Source organism: Sphingopyxis sp. (assembly GCF_965227415.1).
Classification (GTDB): Bacteria; Pseudomonadota; Alphaproteobacteria; order Sphingomonadales; family Sphingomonadaceae; genus Sphingopyxis.
Genome location: NZ_OZ245749.1, coordinates 1,099,550 through 1,114,976, shown reverse-complemented (window position 1 = coordinate 1,114,976; position 15,427 = coordinate 1,099,550). Strand labels below are relative to the sequence as shown.

At 64.5% G+C, this 15,427-nt stretch carries 14 protein-coding genes; 10 read left to right on the top strand and 4 right to left on the bottom strand.

Annotated features, from left to right (window positions below):
* The first annotated feature begins 84 nt into the window (after positions 1-84).
* Together ACO055_RS05420 and ACO055_RS05415 are read left to right on the top strand one after the other, a co-directional pair.
* Positions 85-1,176, top strand: a complete 1,092-nt coding sequence (locus tag ACO055_RS05420; RefSeq protein WP_422061571.1) for an acyl-CoA dehydrogenase family protein — start codon at positions 85-87, stop codon at positions 1,174-1,176.
* A 1-nt stretch (position 1,177) separates the two neighbouring features.
* Complete coding sequence (locus ACO055_RS05415) at positions 1,178-2,401, top strand: acyl-CoA dehydrogenase family protein (protein ID WP_422061570.1); 1,224 nt, start codon at positions 1,178-1,180, stop codon at positions 2,399-2,401.
* 135 nt (positions 2,402-2,536) lie between these two features.
* Here the strand turns inward: ACO055_RS05415 and ACO055_RS05410 are convergent, their stop codons facing one another.
* Positions 2,537-4,024, bottom strand: a complete 1,488-nt coding sequence (locus tag ACO055_RS05410; protein ID WP_422061569.1) for a class I adenylate-forming enzyme family protein — start codon at positions 4,022-4,024, stop codon at positions 2,537-2,539.
* A 75-nt stretch (positions 4,025-4,099) separates the two neighbouring features.
* On the opposite strand from ACO055_RS05410, the gene ACO055_RS05405 reads away from it, so the two are divergent.
* From ACO055_RS05405 to ACO055_RS05395, 3 genes are all read left to right on the top strand, one after another.
* The gene (locus ACO055_RS05405; protein WP_422061568.1) at positions 4,100-5,386 is read left to right on the top strand and encodes an FAS1-like dehydratase domain-containing protein; all 1,287 of its coding nucleotides are present in this window, start codon (positions 4,100-4,102) and stop codon (positions 5,384-5,386) included.
* Positions 5,387-5,537: 151 nt separating this feature from the next.
* Positions 5,538-6,335: an enoyl-CoA hydratase-related protein gene (locus tag ACO055_RS05400; RefSeq protein ID WP_422061567.1), complete on the top strand. Its 798-nt coding sequence runs from the start codon at positions 5,538-5,540 to the stop codon at positions 6,333-6,335.
* Entirely contained in the window at positions 6,328-7,125 is a 798-nt protein-coding gene (locus tag ACO055_RS05395; RefSeq protein ID WP_422061566.1) for an enoyl-CoA hydratase/isomerase family protein, read from the top strand. Before ACO055_RS05400 ends, ACO055_RS05395 begins: the two co-directional genes overlap by 8 nt.
* On the opposite strand, the gene ACO055_RS05390 is transcribed toward ACO055_RS05395, so the two are convergent.
* Positions 7,126-7,914, bottom strand: coding sequence for a thioesterase family protein (locus ACO055_RS05390; RefSeq protein WP_422061565.1), 789 nt, complete (start codon positions 7,912-7,914; stop codon positions 7,126-7,128).
* 95 nt (positions 7,915-8,009) lie between these two features.
* On the opposite strand from ACO055_RS05390, the gene ACO055_RS05385 reads away from it, so the two are divergent.
* Genes ACO055_RS05385 through ACO055_RS05370 form a run of 4 tightly spaced genes read left to right on the top strand, consistent with a single transcriptional unit; the run spans position 8,010 to position 12,644 of the window.
* Positions 8,010-9,221, top strand: coding sequence for an acyl-CoA dehydrogenase family protein (locus ACO055_RS05385; RefSeq protein ID WP_422061564.1), 1,212 nt, complete (start codon positions 8,010-8,012; stop codon positions 9,219-9,221).
* Between the two features lies 1 nt (position 9,222).
* The gene (locus ACO055_RS05380) at positions 9,223-10,215 is read left to right on the top strand and encodes an acyl-CoA dehydrogenase family protein (protein WP_422061563.1); all 993 of its coding nucleotides are present in this window, start codon (positions 9,223-9,225) and stop codon (positions 10,213-10,215) included.
* Between the two features lie 3 nt (positions 10,216-10,218).
* On the top strand, positions 10,219-11,589 hold the full coding sequence (locus tag ACO055_RS05375) for a wax ester/triacylglycerol synthase domain-containing protein (protein ID WP_422061562.1): 1,371 nt from the start codon (positions 10,219-10,221) through the stop codon (positions 11,587-11,589).
* Complete coding sequence (locus ACO055_RS05370) at positions 11,586-12,644, top strand: DUF7065 domain-containing protein (protein WP_422061561.1); 1,059 nt, start codon at positions 11,586-11,588, stop codon at positions 12,642-12,644. Before ACO055_RS05375 ends, ACO055_RS05370 begins: the two co-directional genes overlap by 4 nt.
* Here ACO055_RS05370 and ACO055_RS05365 read toward each other — a convergent pair.
* Positions 12,641-13,528: an NADPH:quinone oxidoreductase family protein gene (locus tag ACO055_RS05365; RefSeq protein WP_422061560.1), complete on the bottom strand. Its 888-nt coding sequence runs from the start codon at positions 13,526-13,528 to the stop codon at positions 12,641-12,643. The two genes, ACO055_RS05370 and ACO055_RS05365, sit on opposite strands and share 4 nt — an antisense overlap.
* A 169-nt stretch (positions 13,529-13,697) precedes the next feature.
* On the opposite strand from ACO055_RS05365, the gene ACO055_RS05360 reads away from it, so the two are divergent.
* A complete protein-coding gene (locus ACO055_RS05360; protein WP_422061559.1) occupies positions 13,698-14,678 on the top strand; it encodes an NAD(P)H-dependent flavin oxidoreductase in 981 nt (326 codons plus the stop codon).
* Between the two features lies 1 nt (position 14,679).
* Here the strand turns inward: ACO055_RS05360 and ACO055_RS05355 are convergent, their stop codons facing one another.
* Positions 14,680-15,426, bottom strand: a complete 747-nt coding sequence (locus tag ACO055_RS05355) for an SDR family NAD(P)-dependent oxidoreductase (RefSeq protein WP_422061558.1) — start codon at positions 15,424-15,426, stop codon at positions 14,680-14,682.
* Position 15,427: the final 1 nt, after the last annotated feature.

Below are 15,427 nucleotides of genomic sequence, written 5' to 3'. Positions count from 1 at the left end.
CGGCCCCATGACTGGCGTTCTCATGGTTGACCTAGTTATACAACTCGCTATGACACAAACCGCAACAAGAGGGCAAGGCCTGCGATGAATTTCGACCTTAGCGATGAACAGAAAATGCTCGGCGAGCAAGCACGGTCGCTGCTCGCGGATATGGCATCTTTCGACCGTTTGCGCACGCTGATCGATTCGGGTGCCGAATGGGACGAACCGCTGTGGCGCGCGCTCGCCGACATGGGCTTTCTCGGCGCGGCGATTCCCCAGGACTATGGCGGGCTTGATCTCGGCGCGCTCGATCTGGGCGTGATCATGGAAGCGCTGGGCGGCGCCAATGCGGCGGTGCCCTTCATGAGCTCGATCATCCTCGGCGCCGAGGCGATCCGCCTGGCGGGAAGCGACGCGCAAAAATCGGCGTGGTTGCCCAGGCTGGCGAATGGGGAGGCCGTTGCGACCTTCGCCTATGCCGAGGGACCGGGGCCGGTGTTCGGTACCGGAGCAGCGCTGACGGACGGCCGGCTGAGTGGCAGCAAGTCGCCGGTCGCCGATGCCGGCATCGCCGATGTCGCGATCGTGCTTGTCGCCGGCGGAACCTTCGCACTTGTCGACCTCGATCAACCTGGCGTCACCCGCACCAGGCTCGAAAGCTTCGACCAGCTCCGCCCGCATTATCGGCTCGATTTCGCTGACGCCGCGGCCGAGGCGATGCCAGGGAGCGGCAAGCTCGACAGGCTGATCGACCAGGCGGCGGTGCAGGCGGCGTTCGAAGCGGTTGGTGCGTCCGCGGCCTGTCTGACCATGGCGCGCGACTATGCCATGGATCGGCAGATGTTCGGGCGCCCGCTTGCGGGGTATCAGGCGATCAAGCACAAGCTCGCCGACGTGGCCGTCGCGACCGAGCTCGCGCGCTCCAACGCTTATTATGGCGGCTGGGCGGCGGAATCTTCGCCCGACGACCTGCCTGCCGCGGCGGCCGCGGCTCGGCTGTCGGGCATCAAATGTTTCGAACAGGCGGCGCGCGAGAATCTCCAGGTTCATGGCGGCATCGGCTATACGTTCGAGGCGAATTGCCACTTCTATTACCGGCGCGAACGCATGCTCGCTGTGCATATCGGCAATCGCGGCTTCTGGGCCGACCGGTTGCTGAACGCGCAGCCGGGCAGCCAAGGGAAAGCGGCGTAAGATGGATTTCAACGACACCGCCGCAGAGGCCGCTTTTCGCGCCGAAGCGCGCAGCTGGCTCGCCGCGCACGCACCCGCGCACGAACTGATATCGGGCGAAAAGATGCCCGATACCGAAGAAGCCGACCGCGGCCGCGCCTGGATGCGCGAGCTGTACGCCGGCGGCTGGTCGGGGCTGACCTTCCCGAAAACCCTGGGCGGGCGCGGCCTGTCGGGCGCCGAGGCAGTGATCTTCGCCGAAGAGGAAGGGAGATATCATCTGCCAAAAGGCCCCTTCACCTCAATAGGCACCGGCATGGCGCTTCCCGTGATCGCGAAACATGGCACCGACGAACAGCGCGCCCGCTTTATCGAAGCGACGCTGAAGGGCGACCTGACCTGGTGCCAGCTCTTTTCCGAACCTTCCGCAGGCTCCGATCTCGCGGCGCTCCGCACCAAGGCGGTGCGCGCGGATGACGACAGCGGCGACTGGATCGTCAATGGTCAGAAAGTCTGGTCGAGCTGGGCGCACCTCACCGACTGGGGCATCCTGGTCGTGCGCACCGACCCCGGTTTGCCCAAGCATAAGGGGCTGACCTTCTTCGTCGTCGACATGAAGACGCCGGGGATCGAGACGCGACCGATCCGTCAGATTTCGGGCGCGAGCGAGTTCAACGAAACCTTCCTAACCGACGTCCGCATTCCCGACGCGAACCGGCTCGGCGCCGAGGGCGAAGGCTGGGCCTGCTGCATGACCGTGCTGATGGGCGAACGTCTCGGTTCGGGCGCGCATCGCAGCGGGGTCGAGCCTTTGCTCGACTATGCCGCCGCCACCCCCGATGGGCATGGCGGCACGATGCTCGATGATCGCGCCATCCGTCAGCAACTCGCCGAAGCGCTGGCCGAAGAGCAAGGCGAACGTTTCTTTCAGGCGCGGCTGCGCACGATGGTGTCGAAAGGCGAAAATCCCGGCGCGCTCGCGGGTATGGTCAAGCTTGCCTATGCCGGCCGCTACCAAAAGACCAACGGCCTCGCGCTCGAACTTCGCGGTCTCGCTGGCATCGCGCCCGAGGCGGGCGATACGAAGACCGGCGATGTCCAGTACGACTATATCTATTCGACGGTGATGCGGATCGCCGGCGGCGCCGACGAGGTGCTGCGCAACCAGATCGCCGAACGCGTGCTCGGCATGCCCGGCGAAGTGCGGATGGACAAGGATGTGCCGTTCGAGACGCTGAAGGGATGAAAACTCCCTCTCCTTTAGGGGAGGGTCGGGGTGGGGCATGTCGGGGTGGCGCTATGCCGCTGGCCCCCACCCGCTGCGACTAGGCGGCAAGCCGCCAAGTCTTGCTGCCCTCCCCAAAAGGTAGGGTTTTTGTTGCTAAGCCGCCCTTCGCCGGTCCGCTGCGGCCTTTGCCAGCGGTGCCGCCAGATCCTTCTTCAGGATCTTCCCGTTCGGATTGAGCGGCATGGCGTCCATCACCACCAAAGTGCGAGGCACCTTGTTGTCGCCGAGATGCTCCTTGCAAAAAGCGATGATGTCATCGCCCGTGGCGGCCCGACCGGGGCGGAGCGTCACGGCCGCGGCGATATCCTCGCCGAGGATCTCGTGCGGAACACCGACCACCGCCGCCTGCTGCACCGCGGGGTGCAGATGCAGCACGGTCTCGATCTCGAGCGGGGTGATGTTGTAGCCGCCGCGGATGATCAGCTCTTTCGAGCGGCCGGCCATGATCAGGTCGCCGTCCGCGTCGACGAAACCGAGGTCGCCGGTCTTGGTCCAGCCGCCCTTGAAGCTTGCGGACGTTGCCTCCGGATCGTTCCAATAACGCCGCGCATGCTTTTGCCAGCCATAAATCTCGCCCACCACACCAGGCTCCGTGACGACATTGCCGTCCTCGTCGCGGATCTGCATATGCGCGGGTAGCTTGCCGACACAGCCGGGTTTGAGCACCTGTTCCTGGCTGCGCGTACCAAGTCCGACGCCGCCCTCCGACATGCCATAGCTGTTGCGGATCCGCAGATGCGGCCAAAGCTTTGCGGCGCGGACCACCGAATCATGCGGGAGCGGCGCCGTGCCGGTCATCAGATACTTCACCCCGTCCATGTCGTAATTGCCGACGTCGGGGTGATCGAGCACAAGCCGCAGCATCGAGGGCACCAGATAGACCAGGTTCGGTCGCTTTTCGCGCGCCAGATCGAGGAAACCCTTGGGGTCGAATTTCTGTTGGGTGATCGCGGTGGCGCCGCCGCGCGCCGGCAGCATCACGATGCCGATGTTGCCACCCGACCCGGTGAGCGGCAGCGCGTTCAGCGTCGAGCGCGAACGGTCCATATTGTAACCGGTGACATTGGTCATCAAATCGAGATGCGAAACGACAACGCCCTTGATCTTGCCGGTGGTGCCCGACGTGCCAAGGATTTCGGCATCGGCCGCCGGGTCCAGGCTCGCCTGGTCGGGCAACGCGGACAGGTCGCGCGGCATATCGCCGACGTGCCACGATCCGGCGAGGTCAAGGTCCTTCACCAGGTCAGGCGCATCGGTCAGGCAAAAGCGCGGCTCGCACAGCGCGGCATAATCGGCAATTTCGCGCGGGCTCAGACGGGTGCTGATCGGGCAGGCGATGCCGCCAGCGCGGAACACCGCGAACACTGCGATCGCCATTTCGATCGCATGGGCATTGCTGATCGGCAGGAAGACGCGATCGCCCGGAACGAGCCCCGCGGCCGCCAGTCCACCGCCCACTTCGTCGGCTTCGCGGTCCCATTCGGCGAAGCTGATTTGCCGCAGCGTGTCGTCGTGCGCGATGTCGTCGGCCTGATGCTGTGCACGCACCTTCAAGGCATCGCTGATGCGGCGAACTTCCATTGCGGCTTAATCCCCTTGCGTCACTTCAGGGGATGTATTACCTAGTTATATAACTCGTGACAAGGGAGATATGCGATGGCCGAGGCGAAAAACGACATTAAAGAAAGCGAAGAGTGGCAGAAGGCCGTCGGCTACGAGATTACGGACGCGGATATCGACCGGCAGCGCCAATTGCTCGGTTTTGATCAGGCCGCCAAGACTCGGGAATATATTCAGACCGCGACCGAGGATAATATCCGCAACTTCGCGCACGGCATGGGCGACGACAAGCCGCTCTACACTGACCCGCACTATGCCAGGAAGACGCGCTGGGGCAGCATCATCGCCCCCGGCATGATGGCCGGGATCATCAACCGCCCGATGCGCGGCGATCCGATTCCCGACGAGATCAAGGCGCTGCGCAAGAGCCTGTTCAAGGGCATTCACGTCTTTGTGTCGGGGTCGCAATGGGATTTCTATCGCCCCATCTATCCGGGCGACACCATCTATAGCTTCAACGGCGACGAGACGTGCGAGGTCAAGCAGTCCGAATTCGCCGGACGTTCAGTCATCGGCGTGCGCCGCGACGTGAAGATCAACCAGCGCGGCGAAGTCGTTGCGGTTTATCGCATCCTGCGGGTCCTGACCGAGCGCAAGACTGCGGCCAAGAAGGGCAAATATTCGGCGATCGAACCAGCGACCTACACCGAGGAGGAAATGCAAGCGGTCGAGGATATCTATGCTGCCGAGCGCGTTCAGGGCGCCGAAAAGCGTTGGTTCGACAGCGTCGAAAAGGGCGATTCGCTGGGACTTCAGGCTAAAGGCCCGCTGACCGTCACCGACGTCATCTGCTTCCATGCGGGCGGTTACGGATTCGTACCCTATGCACCGACGGCAAACCGCTTAGCGCACAAGAACCGGCAGCGCATCCCCGCCTTCTACGTCAAGAACGAGCATGGCATCCCCGACGTCGCGCAGCGGCTCCACTGGGACCCGACCTGGGCGCAGGCGATCGGCAATCCGATGGCGTATGACTATGGAGTCATGCGCGAAAATTATCTGTGGCAATATCTCAGCGACTGGGCCGGCGATGACGCGGTCATCACCCACATCCACGACGAGATTCGCAAGTTCAACTATATGGGCGACGTCCAGCGCGTCACCGGCGAAGTGCTGGCAAAGCGCCAGGAAGGCGGCCAGAGCCTCGTCGATGTCGCGGTGAAATTCACCAACCAGCGCGACGAGGAAACGGTACGCGCAACCGCGACGATCGCGCTGCCAAGCAAGGATCGACCGCTGCCGCTCTATCCGCAAGTGCCAGACGAGCTGGCCCAAAAGGCGGTACAGATGCTCGCGCGCCATCGCGAACTCGGCGGGGATTGACCGCGCGGCCTTTTCCTTTTCTCGTCACCCTGAACTTGTTTCAGGGTCCAAGGGCCTGCCCCATCCGTGGGCGCTGCGCCGAAATCGACGTCGGGACATGGATGCTGAAACAAGTTCAGCATGACGAAAAAGGGATGGCGGGAGAGGAACTATGGCGGACGAGATACTGATCGACGATGATGCGGGTGTCCGTACCATCACTCTCAACCGGCCCGACCGGCTCAATGCGCTTACCAGTTCGATCATGGCGCCGCTCGCAGACGCGTGCGCCGACGCGGCACGCGATGCGTCGGTCGGCTGCGTTGTCGTGACCGGCGCGGGCCGAGGGTTTTGCGCCGGCGGCGACCTCAAGGAAGGCGGCGCCGACAAGGCCGTCGTCGCTGCCAATTCCGACGTCGGCAGCCGCAACGAACAAGGTTTCGTCCGGCTGCGCGGTTTCATGGAAACGTCGCGTCTGCTCCATGAAATGCCAAAGCCGACGATCGCGATGGTCAACGGCCCGGTCGCGGGCGCAGGCATCGGCATCGCGGGAGCGTGCGATCTGCGCTTTGCAGGCAAGAGCGCGAGCTTCCTTACCGCCTTCGATCGGATCGGGGCAGGCGGCGACTTCGGTTCGACCTGGTTCTGGACCAAGATCGTCGGCACCGGCGTTGCGCGTGAATTGTTCCTGCTCGGCGAAAAGCTTACCGCCGACGAGGCCTTCGCCAAAGGCCTCTACACGCGCCTGTTTGACGATGAGGCGCTGCGCGAGGAAACGATGCAGGCCGCCCGCCGCCTCGCCGACGGTCCGCGCATGGGCTACCGCTATATGAAGGCGAACCTCAACAATGCCGAGGATTGGGCGTTCGAGGCAGCGCTCGACGCCGAGGCGCTGAACATGGGACTGTCGACCAGCGCGACGGCGATGATCTGGCGTGAGAAGAAAAAGGCCGAAAATCCCAATGGCTGATTTCGCGCATATCCGGATCGACCGTCACGACACGGGCATCGCCGCCGTGGTCGTCGCGCGTGCCGATATCGGCAATGCCTCGTCACCCGAAATGCTCGGCGAGATACGCGACGCGTTCGCTGCCCTGTCAACAGACCGCAGCGTCCGCGCAATCGTCTTCGCGGCCGAGGGCAAGCATTTCTCTGTCGGCGCCGATTTCGCATTCTTGCAGCGGCTTACCAGCATGTCCGCAAGTGACATCAAGGACACGGTTTACGCCAATTTCCAGGGTGCGGCGCGCGCGATATATCGCTGTCCGAAGCCGACGCTGGCGCTGGTACAGGGCGCCGCCGTAACCGTCGGCTGCGAACTCGCGCTCGCCTGCGACTTCCGCATGGCGGCGGACAGCGCGATGTTCCAGGAAAGCTGGATCAAGCTCGGCATCATGCCGCCACTTGGCGGGACCTTCCTGCTGCCGCGTATCGTCGGGCTCGGCCGGGCGATGGAAATGTGTCTGCGTGGCAAACAAGTGCGCGCAGACGAAGCGTTGAGCATCGGATTGGTCAGCGAAGTCGTTCCGAAAGACGATCTGGCCGCGCGGGGCATGGAACTGGCTCGCGAACTGGCCGCGTCTGCGCCGCTCGGCTATGCGACGGTCAAACAGTCGATCCAGCGCGCGCTCGAAAGCAGCATGGAGGCCGAATGGCAGGCTAACCTGCCGAACCAGGCGCTGCTCCTCGGCAGCCAGGATCATCGCGAAGGGTTGGCAGCGGTGACCGAAAAGCGGGCGCCGGTGTTCAGCGGGGAATAGTCAACGCGGCCGCCCCGGCCCGACAAACACCGTTTGTGTTCCCTTGGCATAGACCCCGTCTGCGTCGGCGAAGACGCTCTGCGCCACTGCATGGCCATTGCCCGCACCTTCAGTGTGGGCGTCGAGCAGGAACCAGTCGCCGCGCGGCATCCGAAAGAACTGGATCGAGATGTCGAGGTTGGCATAGCTCCATTCATGCGCATACGTCGCGCTGCCGACACCATTGCCGAAATCGGCGAACAGGCACGCTTTGACGAAGGGCGAGGCGGTGACACCCAGCACGACCTGTCCGTCCATTCGCATCCAAGAGACCCCGCGACCCGGCTCGCGCACCCGGCCCATGATCGGGCGCGTCTTGATAGCGCCCGCCATGCTCGCACCGATCAGGAAATTATCCTCGGGCACCTCGGTGGGAGCGGGATGCGGCTGCGGCGCTGCAAATTCGGGCGTCGCCAGCTCGCGTGCCAGCAGCACATGCGCCTGCGCCACAATCTTGGCGCCCGCGAGCAGTTCGATGCGAACCAGTTGCGCCTGCCGCCCCTGCCGCACCGCCACGATGCGCGGTACCAACAACGCGCGCGGCACGACGCCCAGGATGTCGATCGTCACCCGGCAAATCTCGAACCCCGGGTCGAATTCCGCCTGCTCGATCACATGACCGAACAGCGCCGAAATCGGGCCACCCGCCACGGCATCGGCGAACCAGGGGTTGCGCGACAGGCCGGTGGGGTCGAAACCCCCGTCACGGTGGACGAAATAGTGCGGGATCGGATTGCTGTCGTCGGTCATCGGCGCCCCTTAACACGCTTCGTTCGGCGCACAACATGGTTGACGTAGTTATATAACTCAAGCATAGAATCACCGAGGATATGGGAGAGCAAGCGATGGACCTGAGCTATGGCGAGGCCGCCGAAGCCTTTCGCGCGGAGGTCCGTACCTTTCTGTCGTCGCATTGGCCTCCTGCTGCCGACCTGCGCGGCGCCGACCTCAAAGCGTTCATCCGCGCCTTCCGGAGCCAAGCGACCGATGCGGGCTATCTCTATCGCGCGATCCCGAAAATCTATGGCGGGTCGGAGCAGCCGGTCGATGTCATCAGGGCGCAGGTAATCCGCGAGGAATTCGCCCGCGCCCGCGCGCCGATGGAAGTCGGCGGTAACGGCATGAACATGACCGTGCCGACTTTGCTCGAAAAAGGGACCGACGAACAGAAGACGCTGTTCATCCGCGGCACGGTCGAAGGCGATTATATCTGGGGGCAGGGCTATTCCGAACCCGGGTCGGGCTCTGACCTCGCGAGCGTCCGCACCAAGGGCGACCTGTCGGCCGATGGCAGCAAGTGGATCATCAACGGGCAAAAGATTTGGACGTCGCAGGGGATGCAGTCGACGCATATGTTCATGCTCGTGCGCACCGAGCCCGACGCGCCGAAGCATGACGGCATCACCTATCTGCTGATCGACCTCGACCAGCCCGGCGTCACCCGCCGCCCGATCCGTCAGATGACCGGCGAGGAGGGCGATCACACCTTCTGCGAATTCTTTTTCGACAATGCCGAGACCCCGGTGAGCTGGCAGGTCGGTGAGCGGGGGCAGGGATGGTATATCAGCCGCACGACGCTGAAGCATGAACGCGCCAGTATCGGCAGCGCCGACGGGCTGGGGCGCCAGTTCGCGAAGCTCGTCGAGCTGGCGCAGGAGGTCGGCCGCATCGACGAACCGATGATCCGCGACAAGCTCGGGCAGATCGAAGGTTTTGTGCTGTCGCACCGCTATACCAGCTTTAGGCTGTTCAGCTGCGCCGCGTCGGGCGAGGATCCGGGGCCGGTGTCGCTGATGATGAAATTGCTGCTGACCGAGATCGGGCACGAGATGGCGCTGCTAGCGCAGGAGTTGATCGGCGAACATGGCTTTGTCGAACCCTCGGGTGCGGGCGGGCGCGGCAATCGCGGGCCGCGCGGGCCGGAGAAATGGCTCGACCAGATTATGGGCAGCCTCGGCAATTCGATCGCCGGCGGCGCGTCGAACATTCAGCGCAACATCATCGGCGAACGCGGGCTCGGCCTGCCGCGTGATCTGGCGATGAGCGGGGAACGCTGACGTGCATTTCCACCTGACCGAAGAGCAGACGGCGATCCAGGACGCGGTGCGCGGCACCCTGGCCGACAGCTGGCCGATGGAGCGGATGCACCTGTTCGCCGATGGCGATGATGATTTCGACCGGCCAAGCTGGAACGCGCTGATGGCGCTCGGCCTCGGCGGCATCTTGCTGCGCGACAGCGGCATGGGGTTGCTCGACGCCGCGCTCGCTTGCGAAGTGGCGGGCGAGGCGGCGGCGCCGGGGCCGCTTATCGGCCAATGGCTTGCGGTTGCGGCGGTCGCGGCCGCCGGGTCCGACGCTATTCTCCTCGATGCGCTGGTCAGCGGCGAAACCGTCGCGACGCTGGTGCACGGCGGCAGCGCCTATGTCCCGTGCGCGCGCGCCGCCGACTATTTCCTGGTCGTGGACCGCCGAACCGGGGTGCGGCTTGTGCCCGCGGGCGACGGCGTCACGATCGAAGCCGTCAAGGCGACCGACCGCAGCCGTCCGGTGTCAAGGGTCGCGATCGCTGATGCCGCGGGGCAGTTGCTCTTTGCGGCCGACGACGCGATGACCGCGCGCCTTGCCGACGCGGCGCTCGTCCTCGTCGCGGCCGATGCGCTCGGCGGCGCGCAGAAGGTGACCGACCTGAGCGTCGGCTATGCGAAGGAACGCGAACAATTCGGTCAGCCGATCGGGCGGTTCCAGGCACTCAAGCATCAGCTCGCGCATATGGCGCTCGACGTCGAACCCGCGCGCGCACTGCTGTGGTACGCCGCCTATGCGTGGGATGCGCGGCTGCCCGACGCGGCGCGCGCGGCGGCCATGGCCAAGGCGCATCTGTGCGACGTCTATGTCCGCTCGGCGCGCGCTGCGGTCGCCGCACATGGCGGCATCGGCTATACGTGGGAATATGGCCTCAACTATTGGTTCCGCCGCGCGATGTTCGATCGCGCCTGGCTGGGCAGCCCATCGGAACACCGCGCCCGCGCCGCCGATCTGGCGGGCTGGTAAGCGGTGAGCGGCTCCGATCCGTTGCGATTGGCCGCCGGGGTACGGCGCTTGCGTCCCGACGATCATTTCATGATCCTGTCGGAAACCGACGCCTCGCCGATGCATGTCGGCGCGCTGATCCTGTTGGACGTCCCGGAGGATGGGCAGGCCGATCTCGCCGCGGCGATCCGCCGCCAGTTCGCCGACCGCCTCCCCGCGACGCCGCTGCTTGTCCGGCTGCACGAAGCGCCCGACGGCTATGACAGCGACGTCTGGGCCGACATCGCCGCCGCCGATCTCGAAACGATCGTCGCGGTCGAACCGCACGATGGAGCGTGGAGCGACGCCGAAATGTACGATGCGGTCGCGGCGCTCAATATGCGCCGCCTCGACCTGTCGGGCCCGCCCTTCGCCGCGCATGTCTTCGAACGGCTCGCGACCGGCGGCAGCGCGCTCTACCTCAAGATGCATCACAGCGTTGCCGACGGCATCGGCTTTCAGACTGCCATGGGCTTGCTGAGCGACAGCACCCCGCCCGCGACCGCGCGCTTCGTCGATGCGCGCCTGCCCGAACCCGAAAAATGGCGCGAAAAGGCCGACGCGCGCTTCGCCGCCGAAGCGGATTTGCGCGCCGAACAATCGGCGCGGCGCAAGGACGCGCTTGCCGCGCTCGAAGCACATAAGGGCGACCGCGAGCCCACTCCGGAATTTACGCTTTCCGGCCCGACCTCGGCCGACCGCCGTTATGCGACGATTAGCCTGCCGCTGGCGCGGGTGAAAGCAGTTGGCAAAAAACTCGATGCCACGATCAACGATATCTTCCTGACGCTCGCCAGCACCGCGCTCCGCCATTACCTTCTCGAAACCGGTGAGCTCCCCGACACGCCGCTCGTGGTCAATTCGGCGCGCTCGTACCGTCGGGCGGACCATGGTGGCTTCGGCAATCGCATCGTCGCACTGCATCCGCATCTCGCGACGCATCTGGCAGATCCGGTCGCGCGGATAAGAGCGATCCAGGCGTCGATGGCGGGCGAAATGCGCCGCACACCCTATGATGAAAGCTTGCTCGACGCGGCCGAAAAGCCGTTCGGCGCGCGCGACCGCCGCGCGGCTTTCGCCGACCGGATGGCGGGCGGCAAGCGCCTAATCCCCGGCAACCTGACCTTGTCGAACGTGCCCGGTCCCGCCGAGCCGCGCAGTTATGCGGGCTTTCGTCAGGTTCACAATTATCCGGTGCCGATCATCGGATCGGGCCGCTTCCTCAACATCACCTCGCGGCGCAGCGGCGACAATCTCGACATGGGCGTGATCGCCGATGCCGCGAAGGTCGCCGACGTGGGCCGTATCGCCGTGCTGTTTACGGCTGCCCTCGACGAACTGGAGTCTCTTGCATGACCGATGACTTGACCTTCAGGCTCGAGGACGATCGTTACCACCAGCTTTCCGACGATCCTTATGAGACCGAAACCAACTGGTGGTCGTTCAGCATCCCCGAACGCAAGATCGGGTGCTGGATCCACGCGCCCTATTATCCCAACCGCAAGAGCGTCACCTGGCGCATCTTCGCGTGGGACGACGAAGGCTATGATCAGGCGCGCATGGCCTATTACCGCAAGGTCGAGGAAGCGCCGATGCCCGACGCTCCCGACCTCACCGACATCAGCTTTCCCGGTGACAAATATGGCGGCGGCTACAGCTTGAAAATGGTCGAGCCGGGGATGAAATATCATCTGCGGTACGACGATCCCGCACGCGGCTTCGCGCTTGATTTCACGCATACGGGCCTTCACGAACCGCATCGCTTTCCGCCGGGCAAGCCGCCCTTCATGCAAACGCCGCATTACGACCAGCTCGGCCATGTCGAGGGCTGGATGACCTTGCGGGGCGAGCGTATCCGCATCGACGGCATCGGCGTTCGTGACCGCACTTGGGGGCCACGCGGCGGACCTTATGCGGCGAGCCCCAAAGTCTATGCGAACGACATGGAGCGTGTGAAGCATCCCGGCGGTGCCCGCTGGCGCGAGATCGAGCGCGAACGCGGTCGCGGGCGCATCCAGTATATCTTTGGTCATCGCAAGGACGGAACCGGCTTCCTGGGCTTCGCGCGCGTCCAGGATGGCGACGCCGACGGCTGGTCGCCGATGAACGCCGGCTGGATCCGTCGCGATGGGACTTTCGGCAGCCTGGATGCCGCAAAATCACGCATGCGCGTCTTTCGCAGTCCGAAGACGGGCTGGAGTACGCATATGCAGGTCGATCTGGTCGACGAGCATGGCCGTGCCATGAAAAGCGAAGGCTTTGTCGTCAGCACGATGAGCGAGGCCGGTTACGGCGTGAACCAGCTCATGCGCTGGGACATCGACGGCGGGATCGGCTGGGGCGAGGATCAGGACGTCTGGAACCCGGCCCATTATGTCCGGGTGCTCGACGCGCTCAAGGCGACGGGTTAGTCCATCGCCAGCACGATGCGGCCCGCGCTCTTGCCGGTCGCTGCATCCTCCATTGCGGTGCGGAAATCCTCGATCCTGTAACTTTGCGCAATCGCGGGGCGCAGCTTGCCTTCGGCGGCCAGCGCAAACACGGCGTCGCGGTTGGCCTCGCTCTTTTCGGGCTCGAAGAGTCCGAACTGCCGAATATCGACCCCGACCAGGCTGGCTCCCTTGAGCAGCGGCAGGTTGGTTCGCAGCGCCGCGATGCCGCCGGGAAAGCCGATCACCAGATGTCGCCCGTTCCAGCCGAGCGACCGAAACGCCGGATCGGTCGCGTCGCCGCCGACGGGATCGAAGACGACGTCGACGCCCTTGCCGTCGTTCGCCGCCTTGACCTGATCGCGCCAGTCGTCGCCGCGCGCATCGACCACCGCATCGGCGCCTCCGGCCGTCGCCAGCGCACGCTTGGCGTCGCTCGACGCCGATCCGATGACGCGAGCGCCCAGATATTTGCCGATCTGCACCGCGGCGTAGCCGGTCGCACCCCCCGCGCCCAGGACGAGCAGCGTCTCGTCCGCCTGAAGCTTAGCCCGGTCGACGAGCGCGTGCCATGCCGTCGCATAGCTGACGGGAAACACAGCGGCTTCTGCAAAGGACAGCGCGACGGGCATTTTGCGCACCGTTTGTGCAGGCAGGTTCACCGCCTCGGCGAACATCCCGCCCCAGCCGCTGCCGACCACCCTGTCACCGACCGCCAGCCCCGATACATCGTCGCCGACCGCCGTCACCACCCCCGCGCATTCGCTACCGGGAATGAAGGGTACCGGCGGCTTGACCTGATAGCCGCCGCCAGCTGTGAGCACGTCGACAAAGCTGATCCCCGCAGCCCTGATAGAAATGCTCACTTGTGTGGGCGACGGGGGACCCGGATCATGATCGACGAGGACGTAGTTTTCGGGCGGACCGAGTTCGTCTGCACGAACGGCGCGGGGCGGGGGAGCGGTCATCGGACACCTCTTGTCATCATGGGTTTAGAAGTATAACCAAGTTATATAACTATTGGAGGGAAAGCGGATGGGCTTCAAGACGCGGATCACCGAAATGCTCGGTATCGAGCATCCGATTGTTCAGGGCGGCATGCAAGCCGTCGGGACGGCCGACATGGCAAGCGCAGTATCTAATGCGGGAGGGCTGGGCGTCATCACCGCGCTGACGCAACCGTCGCCGCAGGCGCTGCGTGACGAGATCGAGCGCTGTCGGTCGCTGACCGACAAGCCGTTCGGCGTGAACCTCACTGTCTTTCCGACGATCAACTCGCCCGACTATAACGCCTATGCCGATGCCGTGATCGAAAGCGGCGTCAAAATCATGGAAACCGCGGGAACGCCGGCGGTGCGCGAGATATGGGCGCGGGTGAAGCCGCACGGCGTGATGATCTTGCACAAATGCACAGCGGTGCGCCATGTATTGTCGGCCGAGAAAGCGGGCTGTGATATTATCTCGATCGACGGCTTCGAATGCGCGGGCCACCCTGGCGAGGACGATATTCCGGGGCTGATCCTGATCCCCGCGGCGGCCGACAAGGTGAAGATTCCGATGCTCGCGTCGGGCGGGTTCGGCGACGGGCGCGGGCTGGTCGCCGCGCTTGCGCTGGGCGCCGATGGTATCAACATGGGCACGCGCTTTTGCGCTACGAAAGAAGCGCCGATCCACGACAATGTGAAGCAGGCCTACGTCGATAACGACGAGCGCGGGAGTTTTCTGATCTTCCGCAATTTCAAGAACACCGCACGCGTCGGCAAGAGCGAAGTCAGCGAGGAAGTCGTCCGTCGTCTGTCGCAGCCCGATGCGAAATTCAGCGACGTGCAGGAACTCGTCGCGGGAACCGCGGGGCGTGAACTGCTGCAGACCGGCGACCTCAGCAAGGGTGTGTTCTGGGCCGGCATGATTCAGGGATTGATCCACGATATCCCGACCTGTCAGGAACTGATCGACCGGATCATTTCGGACGCCGAGGCGATCCTCGACCAAAGGCTGGCCGCGTTCCGCACCTGATCTAAAGTTGCCCGCCATCGACGCGCACCAGCGCGCCGGTGGTGTAGGACGACGCCGGACTCGCCAGCATCAGCGCCGCCGTGACGATCTCCTCCGGATAGCCGGGCCGCCCCAGTGCCACCGGCTGCTTTTCGCGCTTCGGCTCGTCCCACGCGTCGGCGATGTCAGTCAGGAACGGCCCCGGGCTGATCGTATTGACCCGCACTTTCGGGGCATATTCCCGGCTCAGCGACACCGTCATTGCGTTGAGCGCGGCCTTTGCCGAGCCATAAGGGACGACCATCGGCAGCGCCATCAGAGCGCCGGTCGAACTGATATTGATGATGGTACCGCCGTCGCCCTGCGCCATGCGGTGCGCGACCTGGCTCGCAAGGCGGAACGGCCCCTTGAAGTTCAGGTTGAGCACCGAATCGAACAGGCTTTCGGGCAGTTCATGGCTCGGGCAAGCGGGCGACATGCCGGCGTTGTTGATCAATATGTCGACGCGCCCGAATGCGTCATAAGCTGCGGCGATCAGACCGTCGATCTCGTCCCACCGCCCACAATGCACGGCGTAAGCCATCGCCTTGCGGCCGAGCGCACGGCATTCTTCGGCAACGCTCTCGCAATTCTCCAGCTTGCGGCTCGCGACGATCACATCGGCACCGCGCTCGGCCAGCGCCTTGACCATGCGATAGCCGAGCCCTCGCGATCCGCCGGTGACGAGCGCGACCTTGCCGGTGAAATCGAACAGCGGATCGGGGGTCATG

Excerpts from the sequence above, each read along its gene's own strand:
- ACO055_RS05405 (WP_422061568.1), top strand. The coding sequence starts at position 4,100 with ATGGCCGAGGCGAAAAACGACATTAAAGAAAGCGAAGAGTGGCAGAAG.
- ACO055_RS05390 (WP_422061565.1), bottom strand. The coding sequence starts at position 7,914 with ATGACCGACGACAGCAATCCGATCCCGCACTATTTCGTCCACCGTGAC.
- ACO055_RS05355 (WP_422061558.1), bottom strand. The coding sequence starts at position 15,426 with ATGACCCCCGATCCGCTGTTCGATTTCACCGGCAAGGTCGCGCTCGTC.
- ACO055_RS05385 (WP_422061564.1), top strand. The coding sequence starts at position 8,010 with ATGGACCTGAGCTATGGCGAGGCCGCCGAAGCCTTTCGCGCGGAGGTC.
- ACO055_RS05415 (WP_422061570.1), top strand. The coding sequence starts at position 1,178 with ATGGATTTCAACGACACCGCCGCAGAGGCCGCTTTTCGCGCCGAAGCG.
- ACO055_RS05395 (WP_422061566.1), top strand. The coding sequence starts at position 6,328 with ATGGCTGATTTCGCGCATATCCGGATCGACCGTCACGACACGGGCATC.
- ACO055_RS05370 (WP_422061561.1), top strand. The coding sequence starts at position 11,586 with ATGACCGATGACTTGACCTTCAGGCTCGAGGACGATCGTTACCACCAG.
- ACO055_RS05360 (WP_422061559.1), top strand. The coding sequence starts at position 13,698 with ATGGGCTTCAAGACGCGGATCACCGAAATGCTCGGTATCGAGCATCCG.
- ACO055_RS05420 (WP_422061571.1), top strand. The coding sequence starts at position 85 with ATGAATTTCGACCTTAGCGATGAACAGAAAATGCTCGGCGAGCAAGCA.
- ACO055_RS05400 (WP_422061567.1), top strand. The coding sequence starts at position 5,538 with ATGGCGGACGAGATACTGATCGACGATGATGCGGGTGTCCGTACCATC.
- ACO055_RS05410 (WP_422061569.1), bottom strand. The coding sequence starts at position 4,024 with ATGGAAGTTCGCCGCATCAGCGATGCCTTGAAGGTGCGTGCACAGCAT.